This is a genomic window from Candidatus Nitronauta litoralis (assembly GCA_015698285.1).
GTDB lineage: Bacteria > Nitrospinota > Nitrospinia > Nitrospinales > Nitrospinaceae > Nitronauta > Nitronauta litoralis.
Genome location: CP048685.1, coordinates 2,240,007 through 2,255,898, shown reverse-complemented (window position 1 = coordinate 2,255,898; position 15,892 = coordinate 2,240,007). Strand labels below are relative to the sequence as shown.

Genomic DNA, 15,892 nt, shown 5'->3' with positions numbered 1-15,892 from the left:
AAAGAAGGCTTTAGAATTTAAAGGGCCCTGATCCCTTGCATAAACCTGCCGAAGAGACGGTTTATTTTCGATAGCCCTCTGACAATACTCCCCTTATAATAAATATCCCGGCACACAACCCAACAGGTCTCCGATGGACGGCGACCCGAAACTTCAGGAGGTGTTAATGCTGATCACCAACACCGAGATCATTCCCGGTAAAACCATTACGCAATTTCACGGCATGGTTTCCGGATCGACGGTAAGAGCAAAGCACGTCGGGCGTGACTTGATGGCAAGTTTTAAGAATATTTTTGGTGGTGAATTAAAGGGGTACACCGAATTGCTGAGCGAATCCCGCAAGGAAGCTGTGGAACGGATGACCGCGCAGGCCAGGCAAATGGGAGCAAACGCAATCATCAACGTCCGGTTTTCAACTTCATCGGTTGCCTCAGGTGCTGCTGAACTCTATGTTTACGGCACCGCCGTCACCCTGGCTTAGGGAGACCTTTTATGGATAACCTGATTGCCATTATCGTCCTAACCCTGATCGGCTTCATCACAGGTAAGGTTGCCGAAAAGAGGCACTACACCTCTATCAAGGAGCGTGAAAAAGCCACTATGAAACTGCCCACGACCAATACCAGGAAACCGCTGGGCGTAGAGCCCGGAAATGTACGCATGGAGCTGGTTTCGGGGTCCGTGGTAATTTCGGTCGACTATTTCAAAATGATGCTGGCCGGTCTCCAGAATATTTTTGGCGGTCATGTCACCGCCTACGAACCTCTTATTGACCGGGCGCGCCGCGAAGCCATATTGAGGATGAAGGAACAAAAACCGAACGCCATCCAGATATTCAATGTCCGTATTGAGACCACCTCTATCTCGAAAAATGCAGGTCGGGGCGCTGTCGGCAGCGTTGAGGTCCTGGCGTATGGGACCGCGTTGACCAAAGCCCACTAGTCTGTGCAATACACACCCAAATTACCTGAAGAAAACGACAACGTTTCCTCTTCCTCCCCGGTTAAAGATTTTACTATCCTGCTTTCGGGACTGATCGGAATCATCGTTGTCGTTTACATGGCTCTGGGCTTTGCGATTGATTGGGCTGTGGAGAAAATGGATCCCAGAACAGAAGCGAAAGTATTCAAAACCATCTCGTTTGACCTGGGACTTGACGAAGACCACGATGTCCGAAAATCCGCCATCCTCCAACGCATGGTGGATGAACTGAATCGAGACTGCACCCGGCTTCCCGTAAAGTTCAAGGTCTATGCAATTCCTGATGAAATGATCAACGCCATGGCATTACCCGGCGGAACCATCCTGGTTTTTGGCGGTCTGCTCGATATCATGGACTCGGAAAATGCGTTGATGATGGTGCTGGGCCACGAACTCGGCCACTTCAACAATCGCGACCATCTTAAAGGAATTGGTCGGTCCCTCGTATTGATGGTCCTGTCCTCCATGCTGATGGGACCCAATAATATGCTCAATGACTGGATGAGCACTTCCCTGACGCTATCACAACTGGCCTATTCAAGAGGGCAGGAATCCAAAGCCGATGCTTTCGGACTGAAAGCCCTGCAGTGCCGGTACGGTCACGTTTCCGGCTCAACCCAGTTTTTTGATACGATGTCAAAAAAGCACCATATCGGAAATGTACAGAAGTTTTTTGTTTCACACCCGGTAAGTGAGGAACGCGTCGCCAATCTCAAAGCACTGGCCGCGCAACAGGGATTTGGCGAAGGCAAACTCACCCCGCTTCGGGAAGAATTAAAAACAGAAAAACTGATGGAAGATTAGTTCTTCACTACATTCCCTGGGATTTTTCAAAATATTCATTGAATCCTTCCCAACTTTAAAACAAAATTTTTATGTAATGGTCTACTTTTTCATTCGACTAAGCTGTCGTCAGCATATGATTCATTGACCAAGGAGGCCGTATGGCCAAACGCGACTACAACCTTATTGCTATAGGAGCCGGCTCAGCAGGTCTGGTGACGACTTACATCGGCGCGGCGGTGAAAGCCAAAGTCGCACTCATCGAAAAACACAAGATGGGAGGTGATTGCCTCAACACGGGCTGCGTGCCGTCCAAGGCGCTGATTAAATCAGCATCTGTCCTTTCCCATATAAAACGCCATAAAGAGTACGGTATCCGGAACGCCACGGCGGATGTCGAATTTGCCGAGGTCATGGAGCGTGTCCAAACGGTCATCAAAAAGGTCGAGCCGCACGACAGCATTGAGCGTTATACAGGTCTTGGAGTGGACTGCATCACCGGCTCGGCATTTATCAAATCACCGAACGAAATCGAAGTAAACGGAAAGACCCTGACCACGAACAACCTCGTCATAGCCACCGGCGCGCGTCCTTTTGTTCCACCGATACCGGGGCTGGATCAGGTCGACTTTCTGACTTCGGACAACGTCTGGAACCTGCGTGAGAAACCAGAGCGGTTGGTAGTGCTCGGTGGCGGCCCCATCGGCAGCGAACTGACCCAGACTTTTTCGCGGCTCGGATGCAAAGTCACCCAGATTGAAAAGGCGCCCCGCCCCCTGAACCGCGAAGACCCGGAGTGTGGCGACTTTATCAAGAAACAGTTTGTGAAAGAAGGGGTCGACGTTCGCACAGACACCACCTGCAAATCCATTGAGGTAGAGGATGGACGGCAATACGCGGTAGTGGAAAAGAGCGGTCAAGAAGAACGCATCGAGTTCGATAAAATTCTGGTGGCCGTCGGGCGCGCACCCAACACGAAGGGTTTTGGACTGGAGGAGTTGGGAGTCAACTTGACCAAACGAGGAAATATTGAAGTTGATGATTTCCTTCGCAGCACTTCCCATTCGAATATCTATGCGTGTGGAGATGTTGCAGGTCCCTACCAGTTCACACACACTGCTGCACATCAGGCCTGGTATTGCGCGGTCAACTCGCTTCTAAGTCCTGTTAAAAAATTCAAGGTGGACTACAGCGTCATTCCGTGGTGCACGTTCACCGACCCTGAAGTCGCACGGGCAGGCTTAAGCGAAACTGAAGCGAAGGCCCAGAACATTCCGTACGAAGTTTCCACCTACGGGATCGACGACCTGGATCGGGCTATCGCTGACAGTGAAGACCATGGTTTTGTGAAAGTGCTCACAGTACCGGGCAAGGATAAAATCCTGGGCGTGACCATCATGGGTCACCATGCAGGAGACCTGATTGCAGAGTATGTGCTGGCGATGAAACACGGGATTGGCCTGAATGGAATCCTCGGAACCATCCACATTTATCCGACGCTGGCAGAGGCCAACAAGTATGCGGCAGGCATCTGGAAGAAAAACCATGCACCACAGGGGTTGTTGAAATTAGCACAAAAGTTTTTCAACTGGCGCAGGTGAGTGTTGTCAGGAATTTCACGTCCAGGCAGGAGTCAGATTTCGATATAGATACCGTCGTCCCTCAACAGGACCCGGTAAACAGGCATTGAATTGGTCCGGTCATACTTGAGCAAACCTGTTTTAAAATTCCACGGGTGCTCCTGCCCCGAACAGGTCACAAATAAACCGTTGATCTTGCCTGCAGCCAGGCTGGCACCGCATTCCTTGCAGGTGTCGGTGACAACAAAATACCTGTTTTTTGCAAAATAGATTGACAGTGGGTACGGGTATTCGGTCAGAGGGTGAATAAGTTCGACATACTTGGCTTCACCTTCCACCGGAAGATCATTTGAGTCGAGCAATTTGACTTCAGACATCCCGATTCACCCTTCTTCCTTTGGCAGATACGGACCCCAGTGGTCCCGGAAATACTTTTCAAGATCCCAACGGAACTTGCCTTTTAAATGGGGCAGTTTTTCAGCCACATCGTGATCGAAGGCCACATAGTCCTCCGATTTTTCCTGCAACTCTTCCGAGCGCTTGATATTAGGATCCAGATAAGATTCCCCGAGTGCTGAGGTAGCAACGATAAGCTCCGCTCCCTTGCGAATCCATTTACCAAGTAACAGGCGTTCCTCGTCGGAACCGGGCTCGATGGCCATAAACAAAAAACTCCAGAAAATTGAAATTGATAGAACAACTCAAAATATAACAGTGTCCCCGGCAGCTTGATCGTGGGTGGATTTTGAGCGGAACATAAGGTAGCATAGGCCCAATCCAAGATCAAATAATCCGGTATTAACCGGGTTTATTTTTTTAGAAAGGAAAGGTTAATGACCTCCGATACCGAATCCTCACACAGTGCAGAGGACTGGTTTAAAATTGGCCTGGACCGCGGCCGGGCAGGCGATCATCAAGGCGCAATCGAAGCTTATCAGGAAGCTGTTGAGCAGGACCCCAATCATTTTAAAGCTTATATGAACATGGGCCTGCGCTACGGTAAGTTGCTGATGAATGTCAAAGCGCTGGATTCCTTCAAAAAAGCTATCGACATCAAACCGGACGATCCTATTGCGCATTACAGTCTGGCTCTGACTGCAAACTTGTGTGGCCTTACCGATGATTCCATCAAGCATTATAAAGAAGCGGTCAGAATTAAACCCACCTATGCAGAGGCCTACAGTAATCTTGCGACAGTCTATTACCAGTTCAAGCAGGGTAAGGATGCGATTGAAAATCTGTTGATCGCGCAAAAACTGTTTGATGAGCAGGGTAACCGACAGATGGTCGCCACCGCACAAAGCCTGCTCCAGGATTTATACAATGAGTTTAATATGAAGCGGGAAGACTTTCCTGAGGGTTAATCACCGCTCCACCTTGCGGTGGGCGATGTACAACCTGTAGGCAACAAAACTGGAACCTTGAAGCCCATTTCTTTAACCACCTTGCGGTGGGTTACTCGGCGCAGGGCCAATAGTTGACCTTTTTTGAGCCAAGGGGAATTTTAGAGCGCGTCGCACAACACTTTCCGCTACCGTCCGGCAGGGACACCTCATGGATTATGATGTCATTATTTTAGGCGGTGGATCGGCAGGCTATTCCGCTGCCGATACTGCGGAACGCCAGGGAGCACGGGTCGCAATTGTCGACCCCGGGCCCCTGGGCGGGCTCTGTATCTTGCGTGGGTGCATGCCCACCAAAACCCTCCTGCGTTCATCCGACGTAATCTCTCTAATGAAGCGTGCACGGGAATTTGGACTGTTGCCAGTCGATGCGCGTGCGGATCTTTCTGCAATTATCGACCGCAAGAATAAACTGATCGACGAGTTTGCCAGCTACCGCATAGAACAACTGCATAATCCTCGGTTCTCTTTGATTCAGGAACGAGGAGAATTCATCTCCCCCAACGAAATCCAGGCAGGAAGCAAAACCCTCAGCGCGGATTCGATCATCATAGCAACCGGATCTGTGGTGAACCATGATTTTTCTGTCCCCGGACTGGACAATGCTAATTGCCTGACCAGCGATGATGTCCTGACCTTACGCGAACAACCTGAATCCATGATCGTGCTGGGTGGCGGGCCTGTCGCGCTAGAACTAGCCCAGTTTTACCAGCGCATTGGCACTCAGGTGACTTTAATCCAGCGTAGTGCTCACATCCTGTCTACAGGCGATGAAGACCTGGCGCGACCGGTTGAGGAGAGGCTGCGTGAGGAAGGCATGCAGGTGTTCACCGACACAAAACTTTTAAACGTTAAAGAGACTGCCGGTCAAAAACAAATTGCTTTTGAGCACGAGGGGAAAGAGCAGACTGTCGAGGCAGCAACCATTTTGCAGGCGTTGGGTCGCCGACCCAATATTGATGGACTCAATCTTGAAGTCGCTGGAGTACAAACGGAAGGAGGCCGGGTCAGAGTGGATGCCGAAATGCGAACCAGCCAGAAAAATATTTTTTCGATTGGTGATGTTAACGGTAAACACGAGATAGTTCACATTGCCATTGAGCAGGGTGAGATCGCCGGCCACAATGCACTCAATGCGGATAACCCTCGTCGCTACGATGACCGTTTGAAAACATCCGTTGTGTTCACCGATCCGCAGGTGGCCAGTGTGGGTTTAAGCGAAAAAGAATGTAAAGCTCAGGGCATCGATTATCGTGCCGCCTCGTATCCATTCAACGACCATGGTAAATCAATGTGCCTTGGAGAAACGCATGGCCATGTAAAACTGCTGTCCGATCCCGAATCGGGGAAACTCCTCGGCGGACATATTGTCGGGCCCGAAGCCGGAGAACTGATTCATCAACTCGTCGCCATCATGTATTTCAACGGCACCATGCAGGATATGCTCAACATGCCGTATTACCATCCCACCTTATCGGAAATCCTGACCTACCCGGCGGATGAGTTGATTTTATAGAAAATAAAAATCACCTTGATTCATAAAACCCCAACGATTTCAATCAACTCTTGGTTGTAATTTAATTCCATTCCTTTGATTTACATATAGCTATAAAAGTAAATCTTGTTTTCCAAAATTTCTTATACTATATTTTCGACATCTCACACTATTTCTAGCTGACGTGGCGAAACCAAATCTTTCGGATTGGATTAAAAAAGGATTTTGTATCGGGTCCTTGGTGCTCCTTACGGGCTGTTCCGTTGGGCCATACGGGAGTCTCGCCAGTAAGGTTACCTACACTGAATCAGCAATGGTGGTGGAGGTGTATTCCCTGGGTGTCCATTTGCGACCAGGGGGATTCGATGGCGGTGCCTCTATCGGACACAGGCAGGCCGTTTATATTTTTCCCTGTTCCGTAGAAGAGCTTCGGGAAAATGGAGCCGGGTGGCATTGGTTCCATGCCCCTCTTCCAGATGGGACACCCCTGACCAGAGCGGTTTCCTCTTATGGCCTGGAAATGGAAACAACTCCTTATCAAAGGCGGGTTGCTCTGGGGTATTCAGACCAGATTGAAACCATCGGGCCCGAACCAGGTGATTCGATTCTGGCCAGAGTCTTTTTTGACCGGGAATACCCGGAAAAAACTCACGTTTTTCTGAAGGAGAAACTGGATGAGCCCCAAATCAGTTTATGTCGGTAGTGGCCTGTGTCTGCTAGCGATGCTTGTTACCCTCTCGGGGTGCGGGAATTCTAAGAATCTGGTATATCGTCAAAACACTGTAATCGGTCTGGAGGTATCCGCCAATCCTGAGGGCACCAGCGGCAAAGCCGTACTGGGCTACGACCGTGAGACCAATGCTGTCGTTCCGAAAAAAATGAAAAGTGGTGGTGAAACTGCAGGACAGGAGGCGATGTCAGCTGTATCCATTTCACATGTGCAGATCGGCTTTCTTGAGGCAAATTGTATTTACGAGGCATTTGCCACAGGAGATGCTGCCGTAAACCTTGCAGAAAACAAGGGCAAATTGCATGGTTTTCTCCAAGGAGCCACAACAAACAATAATTCTGGTTCCTCGACAAACTCCGACCAGTCAGCCGAAAGGGCCATTCCTAATTGCACAAAAGGACAATATTCAAACAACGAGGAATAACCGTTGCTTTAATGGAATATTTTTTTTCCTAAACCATCCCAGAGGATTGTGATGAAAACATTTTTGCGCCTCCAGTATTTATCATTGCTTGCTCTTTGCCTGTCACTATCTGCCTGTGCAGAAAACTCAGTCGTCTTCCATGAGCGAACCCAATTTGGCCTGAACCTGGAGGCCCGCCCCGAATTAAGCACACCTGTAAACCTCAACATGGCTTACAACAGAAACCTGCTAGCGGTGGTCCCATCAAAAAATGAAGGAGATGAGTCTACGGAAAATAGCGCTGGCAGTCGAAGTTCAAATAATGACCAAAATGATGACTCCGAAGAAGCTGTATCAATCCTGTCGACCTTTGGGGTGAACTATAAAAAAAATGAGGGATTTTTTTCAGGATCAAATGTTTTTATCCACAACCATTTTGCAACAGGGAAAGCAGCAAAGGCATTAACTAAACCTGCCTCTGGAAACGGCGGTACAGAAAGCAATGTAAATGACAGGGTGGGGAGTTCAGTGGAAAGTACAAACGGAAATTCATCATCCGAGAACATCATGAATGTTTTAACGGGTGGCCCAAATTGAAGCTACCAGGATAATAAATAGAACTTAGAGCAACGCTAAATCACATTCAAAGCGTTCACCAACCGTTCCATATCATCTTCCGATGTAAGTTCGGTGGTGCAGAGGAGGAGGCAGTTGCCCAGCTCTTCGTGGTGAGTGCCTAGGGGCAGACCGGCAATAATTTTCTCTTCAAGCAACCTCGCCTGGATTTCTTCGGCCGGTCCCGGGCATTCCAGAACAAATTCGTTATAAGTGGGTGCGTCAAATTTCAATTTGAAATTTTTGAGTCCTGCCAGCTTTCTCTTGAGTAAATCCGACCGCTTCACGTTTTCTACAGCGATTTCGCGTAATCCTTTCTTTCCCATGGCGGACAGCCATATCGTCACTGCCAACGCGCACAACCCCTGGTTGGTGCAGATGTTGGATGTGGCTTTTTCGCGCCGGATGTCCTGTTCTCGCGTTTTTATGGTCAAAGAAAATGCGCGCCTGCCTTCTCTGTCCACGGTCTCACCGACAATACGACCGGGAATCTGCCTGAGATATCTATCATGCGTTGAGAAAAAACCGACGTAGGGTCCGCCAAATGACACGGGTAATCCAAAACCCTGGCCTTCACCGGCAACGATATCGGCTCCTCTTTCACCGGGGGGTTTGAGGATCCCCAGTGAAGTAGGTTCTGCAACGGCCGCGACAAGCAGGGTTTTCTTTTCGTTCAAAAACTCTCCGAGCCCCTCAAATTCCTCAACCACACCGAAAAAGTTGGGACTTTGCACTACTACGGCACAGGTGCTATCGGTCACTTTGTTCTGCATGGCGACAAGGTCGCTCTGCCCGTTCGAGTTCCAGGGAACGCGAATGATATTGACATCCGACCCGTGCAAATAGGTTTCGACCACTTGCCGGTATTCGGGATGGACCGCATCAGACATCACCACTTCATTTCCGCCAGCCACTCGATGCGCCATCAAAACAGCTTCTGCAAGTGCCGTCGCTCCGTCATACATGGAAGCATTCGCAATCCCCATTCCCGTTAGCAGGCTGATAAAGGTCTGAAACTCAAAAACCGCCTGCAATGTTCCCTGGCTGACTTCCGGTTGATAGGGAGTGTAGCAGGTGGCAAACTCACCACGCAGGATCATATGGTTGACTAACGAGGGTGTGAAGTGCCGATAAGAACCCGCACCGAGGAAAGATGCACAATCCTCGGCACTCATATTTTGACGGGCCAGATCCTTCATCGCCGCAGTCAAATCAGATTCCGCCAGTGCCTCGGGCAACCTCAATGGCTCGGTCAATCGCAACGGTTCCGGAATGCTGGTGAACAGGTCGCCGACCCCGTCAATTCCTATCCGGTCAAGCATTGCCCGAATATCGTTTTCAGTGTGTGGGATATAACGCATAGTGTATTAACTCATAAAAAAAATGGAGGCCATTCAATTTTCATATTTTGAAAAGCAACTCTTTAGTAACAATCAGTCCTGCTCCTGTTCCTGGATAAATGCTGTGTAAGCTTCAGGAGTCAAAAGATCATCAAGTTCCTTGGTGTCGGTGATTTCAATTTCAACGATCCACCCGTCCCCATAAGGGGCAGAATTCACGAGTTCCGGCTTGGCTTCAAGCTCGGTATTGGCTACCGTCACCTTGCCGCTCACAGGAGCGAATAAGTCAGAAACGGTTTTAACTGATTCGACTACACCAAAAGTCGCATCCTTGGTCAATTCCGTGCCTGCCTGGGGTTGTTCTACAAAAACAACATCTCCTAACTGATCCTGGGCAAAATCGGTGATACCAACTATACCTTTGGAATCTTTTACTCGGACCCATTCATGTTCCCGGGTGTATAAAAGATCGTTTGGGACCTCCATGAACTACCTCCTTTATTTTTTCACGTGACTTGGAACAAAAGGCAAGGGAACAACTTCCGCCGAAACCCCCTGCCCTCGGATTTCTATCTCAAATTTCTCACCGGATTTTGATTGCCCCGCAGGAACAAACCCCATCGCAATCCCCGTATTGAGTGTGGGGGAAAACGTACCTGAGGTCACCTCACCCACTGGAACACCCTCTTTTAAAATTTTATAGTGGGAGCGGGGAACCCCTCGTGCACTCATTTTCAGTCCAACCAATCTGCGTTGAATACCCTCTGCCCTGGCCTTCACCAAAGCAGTTTTCCCGCAAAATTCGTTTTCCTTATCCAGCTTCACCACCCAGCCCAGACGGGCTTCCAAGGGGTGAATGTCGGAGTTTATTTCCTGACCGTACAAAGCATACCCCATTTCCAGCCTGAGAGTATCACGCGCACCCAGCCCAATAGGTTGAATACCATGCGGCGCCCCAGCTTCAAGCAAATGACGCGCCAGAGCGGTCGCGGATTCTGCAGGCAGGTACAACTCAAACCCGTCTTCCCCCGTATACCCTGTGCGGGAAATAATACAGTCAATTCCTCCAACCTGGCCTCGCAAAAAATGATAGTAAGCAATCGTTTCAATTTTTTCATCCGTTAAGGACTTTAAAACCTCGAGAGCTCTGGGCCCCTGCAAGGCCAATTGAGAGGTTTGTTGACTGATATTCTTTACCTCAACGTCAAACCCGTTCGACTGGCCGGTGGCCCATTCAAAATCCTTGTCTGTATTCGAAGCATTTACACAAAGGAAATAATGATCCTGAGAATGGCGATGCACCAGTAAATCATCGACCACCCCACCATTTTCATAGCACATCACGGAATAGAGGATGCTGCCATCAACCAGGGTCGAAACGTCGTTAGTAACTAAATACTGCAGATAGTCCAGCGACCCCGGCCCCGTGACTTCAATTTCCCCCATGTGGCTGACATCGAATAGACCCACCTTCTCCCTTACACAACGGTGCTCTTCCATCACTCCTGCAAACTGGATAGGCATGCTCCAGCCTGCGAAGGGGACAATTTTACCTCCAAGCTCCCGGTGCAGGTCGAGAAGCGGGGTGGTTTTGAGAGGAGTTTTCAATTCGGTCTTTTGTCCTTTGCGGGCAGCAAAAAGGCGTTTTCCTGTAATGCCCACGAGAAGTTTTTCCAGTTTATAAAAATCAGCTTTTTACCAACATCAGCCTTAGGGTGGCACCCAAGGGTCGAAGGCTATATCTTATTTACTCACAAGTTGGGGAACGCCCTTAAATGTATTTCATCACCCCATGCAAGTGAGCTCCCTGTATAATCAAAAACAATAAGGAGATCAAGAGACAATCTCCTTTCCCGGGTGCATTGTGAGGCGACAAATGGCTCCCAGTTTCATATAATGGAGCTAACCAATTGAACTATGGACCCCTTGAACGATTCACAGCAATTTGATGCCATCCTGCTGGCTGGCCAGGGCGAATCAAGCTATAAGGTCTTGAACCAGCACAAGGCTTTCCTGCGCCTTGAAGGCCGATGCCTTGTCACCCATGTTATTGATTCTTTAAGGCAAGTGCCTTCTGTTCGATCAGTTTATGTCGTGGGCCAAAAAGATGATCTCAAAAAGACTTTGATGAACGACGGCATTGATCTGGAAACCCCCAGACCGATCACCCTGCTTGAACAAAAGGAAAATTTGTATCAAAACATATGGCACACCTTTCTCGCTACCCTTCCTGAGGACCACAACAAACAACCGTTGGAAAGCGGGCCTTACCGCGACCGAGCCGTCTTAATCGTCCCCTGTGATGCTCCCCTGATCACTCCACATGAGATTGATCACTTCATTCGGCATAGCGACATCAGCCGTTATGACCACATTCTGGGAATTACACCCGAATCCCGATTGAAGCCTTTTTATCCATGCCAGGGAAAGCCTGGAATTCGCATGGCATACCTGCATTTGAAGGAAGACAATTACCGGATCAACAATCTTCACCTGGTAAAACCCCTCCGAATCGGTCATAGGGAATACATCCAGCAGATGTACCAGTACCGCCACCAACGCAATATCAGAAATGTGATCCCTTTTGCCTTCAAATTGTTTTGGAAAGACCAGCATAAAGGGTATCATTATTACCTTGGTTTGATCCTGAGCCTGTTATTCTCCAAACTGAACTGTCCGCAGCTTGTCCGGTTCTTTAAATCCTGGGTTCCGCGCAATGAGTTGGAAGAATGGATATCCAAAGGACTCGCGACCCGATTTAAAAGCCTGGCTGTTCCCTATCCCGGAGCAGCTCTGGACATAGACAATGGACCGGACTTTGAAGCTATGAAGTGTCGGTATCAGGAATGGCGGACTCTGTTAAAACAAATGGAAGGGGATCCTGTACCGGAAGATGGATCCCAGCCTGAGGTCAAGCAAAAGCCCTCCCTGGCATTTCCCCAGCTCACTAAAACCTGAGGTCGTATCTTTTCACAAGAAAAGTGACTCAGGCTTCCCCGGTAAACCTTCAGGAATTTTTCTTAGTCAGGACATCTATTTTTATGGACCAGAACCAGATTCGTAACTTTTCGATCATCGCCCATATCGACCACGGCAAATCGACTTTGGCTGACAAACTGATGTTATCCAGCGGCGCTGTGACCAATCGGGAAATGCGCGACCAGTTGCTTGACAACATGGACATAGAACGTGAACGGGGAATCACCATCAAAGCCCAGACGGTTCGCATCGATTACCAGGCTGAAGATAAAAAACAGTATATCTTCAACCTGATCGACACTCCCGGCCATGTAGACTTCACCTATGAAGTATCACGCAGCCTTGCCGCCTGCGAAGGCGTGCTGCTGGTGATCGACGCCACCCAGGGGATCCAGGCTCAGACCATCGCTAACGTAAACCTTGCCATGCAACACGATCTTTTCATCATTCCTGTCATCAATAAAATTGATCTGCCCTCAGCAGATCCGGATCGTGTCAAAGAGGAAATCGAAGACGTTCTGCAAATAGAAGCCTCAGAAGCAATCCTTGCCAGCGCTAAAGAAGGGATCGGTATTGAAGACATCAAACAGGCTGTGGTCGAACGAATACCTTCACCGGTGGGAGACGCCTCCAAACCGTTAAAAGCCCTGTTGTGTGATGCCTGGTATGACATGTATCGGGGCGCAATCATTCTGGTCCGTATCATGGAAGGGGTGCTCAAAGCGGGGTCGAAAGTCCTCATGATGGCCACCGGCCAAACCTACGATGTGGAAGAGATTGGAGTCTTCACTCCAGCTCCAAAAGTAGTCAAGCAACTGGAACCGGGAGAAGTCGGGTTCATCGTCGCCGGGATCAAACAACTCGACCAGACTCGTATTGGGGACACAGTAACCCTGCCCGAAGAACCGACAAAAGAACCGCTGCCCGGGTACAAGGAAGTCAAGCCCATGGTGTTTTCAGGGTTGTACCCGATCGATGGTGTGGATTATGAAAACCTGCGCGACGCACTGAAAAAACTCAGGCTGAACGATGCTTCGTTCAGCTATGAACCCGAAACGTCAGCAGCACTCGGTTTCGGTTTCCGCTGCGGATTCCTCGGGCTGTTGCACATGGAAATTGTACGCGAACGGCTGGAACGGGAATATAACCTGGCATTGCTCACCACAGCCCCCACGGTTATTTACAAAGTACACACCACCGATGGTGAAACGGTGATGTTGGACAATCCGGTAAAACTCAGGGAAATTTCCAATCTCGATCATCTGGAAGAACCCTATATCCACGGAACCATCATCACACCAGAGGAGTTTGTGGGCAGCCTGATTCAGATTGCCATTGAACGCCGCGGTATCCAAACGAAGATGGAATACCTCACTCCCAAAACGGTACGGCTCGAGTATGAATTCCCTTTCAATGAAATCGTACTTGATTTCTATGATGTGCTGAAGTCCCGCACCAAAGGTTATGCTTCTTTTGATTATGAATTTATAGATTTTCGGTCGGCTGATCTGGTAAAGTTGGATATCCTGTTCAATGGGGAGCTGGTGGATGCCTTGTCTACCATAGTCCATAAGGACAAGGCTTACTTCAGAGGGCGGGATCTGACCAAAAAACTCAAGGAACAAGTTCCCCGACAAATGTTCGAACTGGCCGTCCAGGCTGCCATCGGGGGGAAAATCATTGCTCGCGAAAGCATCAAGGCTCTGCGTAAAAATGTTCTGGCCAAATGTTATGGTGGCGACATCACCCGGAAACGGAAACTTTTAGAAAAACAAAAAGCCGGAAAGAAAAAAATGAAACAAATCGGCAAAGTTGAAATCCCACAGGAAGCTTTCCTGGCAGTGCTGAGGACCGATGTCAAATAATTCCACCAGTGAGGAAATCACCGGAGAAAAAGAAAAGCCGCAAAAAGGAAGCGCCAGGGAACTGTTAGAAGCCCTGCTCGTTGCATTTTTACTGGCAATTTTTATTCGCACGTTTTTCGTTCAGGCTTTCAAAATTCCGTCTGGCTCGATGAAAGACACCCTCCTGGTGGGCGACCATATTCTGGTAACCAAATACAGCTACGGAATCCATATTCCCAACGAAATCCTTTTCACCGACATTCGGCTGTTTTCCGATATTGTGTTTTTCCAGGATATCCCGGAACGTTTCGATGTCATCGTTTTTAAATTCCCGAAAAACGAAAGTGTGGATTACATCAAGCGTGTCATTGCACTTCCGGGAGAGACATTGGAAATCAGAAGGCAGGAAATATACATCAATGGGAAAAAACTGGAAGACCCTCATGCCCACCATACAATGCCTGTTGACCTGGATGGGGCTCGGGACAATTATGGTCCGATTCGCATCCCTGAAGGTCATGTCTTCATGATGGGAGACAACCGCGAAAACAGCCGGGACAGCCGGTTCTGGGGTGTGCTCGACGTTAAAAAAATCAGAGGTAAAGCCCGTCGGATTTACTGGTCCTGGGAAACGACAGGCGACTGCTTTCTCTGCGGCAGGGTGCGCTGGGACCGGCTATTCAATGCTATCGAATGACCCCTGAAAACGAGCCAAAAGATCCTCAGGTAATCTGTTCGCGGCTGGGAACACTGCTCAAGCCTGTTGAAGCACTTGTTCTGGACTTTGACGGGTTGCTGGCAGACTCTGAACCCTTCCATTTCAAAGCCTACAACACTGTGTTCGAACGTTACGGACACTCGCTGGACCCGGATGAATACTGGGTTGAATTCACTTCAAAGGGAACCGGTATTCAGGGAGAGATTGACCGCCATAACCTTGAGCTGCCAGCAAGTGTCAACACAATCCGTCAGGAAAAATTCAAAGAATATTCCGATTTTTGTAACAACGGGGCGATTCCACTCTTTCCTGCAGCCCAACGGTTCATTGAGTTGGCAAAAAAACGATTCACCCTCGCCATCGCATCCGGCTCTTGGGAACACGACATCCGTGCAATACTCAAACATGCAGACGCAGATGGACTTGTCACCACCATACTCGGCAAGGCCCCCGACAAACGCAGGGAAAAACCCGCGCCGGATATTTTTATCGAGGCCGCCTCTATCCTCAACCTACCTCCTGAAAAGTGCCTGGTGATTGAAGATGCCTTGAAAGGTTTAAACGCAGCACGGGAGGCGGGCATGCCCTGCCTGATCGTACGCAATAAGCTCAATATGAAAATTGATTTTTCTGAAACCGATTTGGTCATCCCGGACCTCGACCATCTCGTAACGCATCTGGAACAAAAAACATAAAAAAAACGGGGAGCCGAAGCTCCCCGCTATAAGAACCGTTTTAGACGGGATGTTCTTATCTACTTCCCGTTTCTGAAATACCGATGCGCTTGTAATCCTCTTCCGTCAACATTTTGTGCCCACTGCTTCCGCTTGAGGAGGGAGCAGCACTTGCAGAGGATTTACCCCCGGAGGAGGCTCCGCCGGAACTTCCCTGACCTTGCGTAGCGCAACCAAGGCTCAATACAACAAGAAGTACCAGGCCTGTGCGAATCATCATGTTCATGTTTAACGCTCCTTCATGTTAGTCAAAAGAACAAGTGAATAATCATTTCCTCCTGAGGGCC

The 15,892-nt window shown here is 49.1% G+C and carries 19 protein-coding genes; 13 read left to right on the top strand and 6 right to left on the bottom strand.

Annotated features, from left to right (window positions below):
* Nucleotides 1–166 precede the first annotated feature (166 nt).
* From G3M70_10345 to G3M70_10330, 4 genes are all read left to right on the top strand, one after another.
* Complete coding sequence (locus tag G3M70_10345; GenBank protein QPJ62248.1) at nucleotides 167–481, top strand: YbjQ family protein; 315 nt, start codon at nucleotides 167–169, stop codon at nucleotides 479–481.
* An 11-nt stretch (nucleotides 482–492) separates the two neighbouring features.
* Nucleotides 493–942, top strand: a complete 450-nt coding sequence (locus tag G3M70_10340; protein ID QPJ62247.1) for a YbjQ family protein — start codon at nucleotides 493–495, stop codon at nucleotides 940–942.
* A 3-nt stretch (nucleotides 943–945) separates the two neighbouring features.
* Nucleotides 946–1,785 (top strand): M48 family metallopeptidase, encoded by an 840-nt coding sequence (locus G3M70_10335; GenBank protein QPJ62246.1) that lies wholly within the window; start codon nucleotides 946–948, stop codon nucleotides 1,783–1,785.
* A gap of 140 nt (nucleotides 1,786–1,925) precedes the next feature.
* Complete coding sequence (locus G3M70_10330) at nucleotides 1,926–3,365, top strand: mercuric reductase (protein ID QPJ62245.1); 1,440 nt, start codon at nucleotides 1,926–1,928, stop codon at nucleotides 3,363–3,365.
* 32 nt (nucleotides 3,366–3,397) lie between these two features.
* On the opposite strand, the gene G3M70_10325 is transcribed toward G3M70_10330, so the two are convergent.
* Both G3M70_10325 and G3M70_10320 read right to left on the bottom strand, forming a co-directional pair.
* On the bottom strand, nucleotides 3,398–3,721 hold the full coding sequence (locus G3M70_10325; GenBank protein ID QPJ62244.1) for a hypothetical protein: 324 nt from the start codon (nucleotides 3,719–3,721) through the stop codon (nucleotides 3,398–3,400).
* Nucleotides 3,722–3,727: 6 nt separating this feature from the next.
* The gene (locus tag G3M70_10320; protein QPJ62243.1) at nucleotides 3,728–4,006 is read right to left on the bottom strand and encodes a hypothetical protein; all 279 of its coding nucleotides are present in this window, start codon (nucleotides 4,004–4,006) and stop codon (nucleotides 3,728–3,730) included.
* Nucleotides 4,007–4,177: 171 nt separating this feature from the next.
* Here G3M70_10320 and G3M70_10315 point away from each other — a divergent pair, with 171 nt between their 5' ends.
* The 5 genes from G3M70_10315 (at nucleotide 4,178) to G3M70_10295 (ending at nucleotide 7,972) form a co-directional block, all read left to right on the top strand.
* A complete protein-coding gene (locus tag G3M70_10315; GenBank protein ID QPJ62242.1) occupies nucleotides 4,178–4,708 on the top strand; it encodes a tetratricopeptide repeat protein in 531 nt (176 codons plus the stop codon).
* Between the two features lie 190 nt (nucleotides 4,709–4,898).
* Nucleotides 4,899–6,263 (top strand): dihydrolipoyl dehydrogenase, encoded by a 1,365-nt coding sequence (locus tag G3M70_10310; protein QPJ62241.1) that lies wholly within the window; start codon nucleotides 4,899–4,901, stop codon nucleotides 6,261–6,263.
* Between the two features lie 220 nt (nucleotides 6,264–6,483).
* A complete protein-coding gene (locus tag G3M70_10305; protein QPJ62240.1) occupies nucleotides 6,484–6,945 on the top strand; it encodes a hypothetical protein in 462 nt (153 codons plus the stop codon).
* Nucleotides 6,917–7,396, top strand: coding sequence for a hypothetical protein (locus tag G3M70_10300; protein QPJ62239.1), 480 nt, complete (start codon nucleotides 6,917–6,919; stop codon nucleotides 7,394–7,396). Before G3M70_10305 ends, G3M70_10300 begins: the two co-directional genes overlap by 29 nt.
* A gap of 51 nt (nucleotides 7,397–7,447) precedes the next feature.
* On the top strand, nucleotides 7,448–7,972 hold the full coding sequence (locus G3M70_10295; GenBank protein ID QPJ62238.1) for a hypothetical protein: 525 nt from the start codon (nucleotides 7,448–7,450) through the stop codon (nucleotides 7,970–7,972).
* A 35-nt stretch (nucleotides 7,973–8,007) separates the two neighbouring features.
* On the opposite strand, the gene G3M70_10290 is transcribed toward G3M70_10295, so the two are convergent.
* From G3M70_10290 to gcvT, 3 genes are all read right to left on the bottom strand, one after another.
* Nucleotides 8,008–9,351, bottom strand: coding sequence for an aminomethyl-transferring glycine dehydrogenase subunit GcvPA (locus tag G3M70_10290; protein ID QPJ62237.1), 1,344 nt, complete (start codon nucleotides 9,349–9,351; stop codon nucleotides 8,008–8,010).
* Nucleotides 9,352–9,423: 72 nt separating this feature from the next.
* On the bottom strand, nucleotides 9,424–9,816 hold the full coding sequence (gcvH, locus tag G3M70_10285) for a glycine cleavage system protein GcvH (GenBank protein ID QPJ62236.1): 393 nt from the start codon (nucleotides 9,814–9,816) through the stop codon (nucleotides 9,424–9,426).
* Nucleotides 9,817–9,828: 12 nt separating this feature from the next.
* Nucleotides 9,829–10,938 (bottom strand): glycine cleavage system aminomethyltransferase GcvT, encoded by a 1,110-nt coding sequence (gene gcvT, locus G3M70_10280; GenBank protein QPJ63785.1) that lies wholly within the window; start codon nucleotides 10,936–10,938, stop codon nucleotides 9,829–9,831.
* Nucleotides 10,939–11,247: 309 nt separating this feature from the next.
* On the opposite strand from gcvT, the gene G3M70_10275 reads away from it, so the two are divergent.
* The 4 genes from G3M70_10275 to G3M70_10260 all read left to right on the top strand — a co-directional run bounded on the left by G3M70_10275 (nucleotide 11,248) and on the right by G3M70_10260 (nucleotide 15,566).
* Nucleotides 11,248–12,288, top strand: a complete 1,041-nt coding sequence (locus tag G3M70_10275; GenBank protein ID QPJ62235.1) for an NTP transferase domain-containing protein — start codon at nucleotides 11,248–11,250, stop codon at nucleotides 12,286–12,288.
* 83 nt (nucleotides 12,289–12,371) lie between these two features.
* Complete coding sequence (gene lepA, locus G3M70_10270; protein ID QPJ62234.1) at nucleotides 12,372–14,174, top strand: elongation factor 4; 1,803 nt, start codon at nucleotides 12,372–12,374, stop codon at nucleotides 14,172–14,174.
* Entirely contained in the window at nucleotides 14,164–14,850 is a 687-nt protein-coding gene (gene lepB / locus G3M70_10265; protein ID QPJ62233.1) for a signal peptidase I, read from the top strand. The genes lepA and lepB overlap by 11 nt, the downstream gene beginning before the upstream one ends.
* The gene (locus G3M70_10260) at nucleotides 14,847–15,566 is read left to right on the top strand and encodes an HAD family phosphatase (protein QPJ62232.1); all 720 of its coding nucleotides are present in this window, start codon (nucleotides 14,847–14,849) and stop codon (nucleotides 15,564–15,566) included. Before lepB ends, G3M70_10260 begins: the two co-directional genes overlap by 4 nt.
* A gap of 55 nt (nucleotides 15,567–15,621) precedes the next feature.
* Here the strand turns inward: G3M70_10260 and G3M70_10255 are convergent, their stop codons facing one another.
* Nucleotides 15,622–15,831, bottom strand: a complete 210-nt coding sequence (locus tag G3M70_10255; GenBank protein ID QPJ62231.1) for a hypothetical protein — start codon at nucleotides 15,829–15,831, stop codon at nucleotides 15,622–15,624.
* Nucleotides 15,832–15,892: the final 61 nt, after the last annotated feature.

Coding starts and splice junctions, on each gene's coding strand:
- G3M70_10345 (QPJ62248.1), top strand. CDS start 167: ATGCTGATCACCAACACCGAGATCATTCCCGGTAAAACCATTACGCAA.
- G3M70_10340 (QPJ62247.1), top strand. CDS start 493: ATGGATAACCTGATTGCCATTATCGTCCTAACCCTGATCGGCTTCATC.
- G3M70_10330 (QPJ62245.1), top strand. CDS start 1,926: ATGGCCAAACGCGACTACAACCTTATTGCTATAGGAGCCGGCTCAGCA.
- G3M70_10325 (QPJ62244.1), bottom strand. CDS start 3,721: ATGTCTGAAGTCAAATTGCTCGACTCAAATGATCTTCCGGTGGAAGGT.
- G3M70_10320 (QPJ62243.1), bottom strand. CDS start 4,006: ATGGCCATCGAGCCCGGTTCCGACGAGGAACGCCTGTTACTTGGTAAA.
- G3M70_10315 (QPJ62242.1), top strand. CDS start 4,178: ATGACCTCCGATACCGAATCCTCACACAGTGCAGAGGACTGGTTTAAA.
- G3M70_10310 (QPJ62241.1), top strand. CDS start 4,899: ATGGATTATGATGTCATTATTTTAGGCGGTGGATCGGCAGGCTATTCC.
- G3M70_10300 (QPJ62239.1), top strand. CDS start 6,917: ATGAGCCCCAAATCAGTTTATGTCGGTAGTGGCCTGTGTCTGCTAGCG.
- G3M70_10295 (QPJ62238.1), top strand. CDS start 7,448: ATGAAAACATTTTTGCGCCTCCAGTATTTATCATTGCTTGCTCTTTGC.
- G3M70_10290 (QPJ62237.1), bottom strand. CDS start 9,351: ATGCGTTATATCCCACACACTGAAAACGATATTCGGGCAATGCTTGAC.
- gcvH (QPJ62236.1), bottom strand. CDS start 9,816: ATGGAGGTCCCAAACGATCTTTTATACACCCGGGAACATGAATGGGTC.
- G3M70_10275 (QPJ62235.1), top strand. CDS start 11,248: ATGGACCCCTTGAACGATTCACAGCAATTTGATGCCATCCTGCTGGCT.
- lepA (QPJ62234.1), top strand. CDS start 12,372: ATGGACCAGAACCAGATTCGTAACTTTTCGATCATCGCCCATATCGAC.
- lepB (QPJ62233.1), top strand. CDS start 14,164: ATGTCAAATAATTCCACCAGTGAGGAAATCACCGGAGAAAAAGAAAAG.
- G3M70_10260 (QPJ62232.1), top strand. CDS start 14,847: ATGACCCCTGAAAACGAGCCAAAAGATCCTCAGGTAATCTGTTCGCGG.
- G3M70_10255 (QPJ62231.1), bottom strand. CDS start 15,831: ATGAACATGATGATTCGCACAGGCCTGGTACTTCTTGTTGTATTGAGC.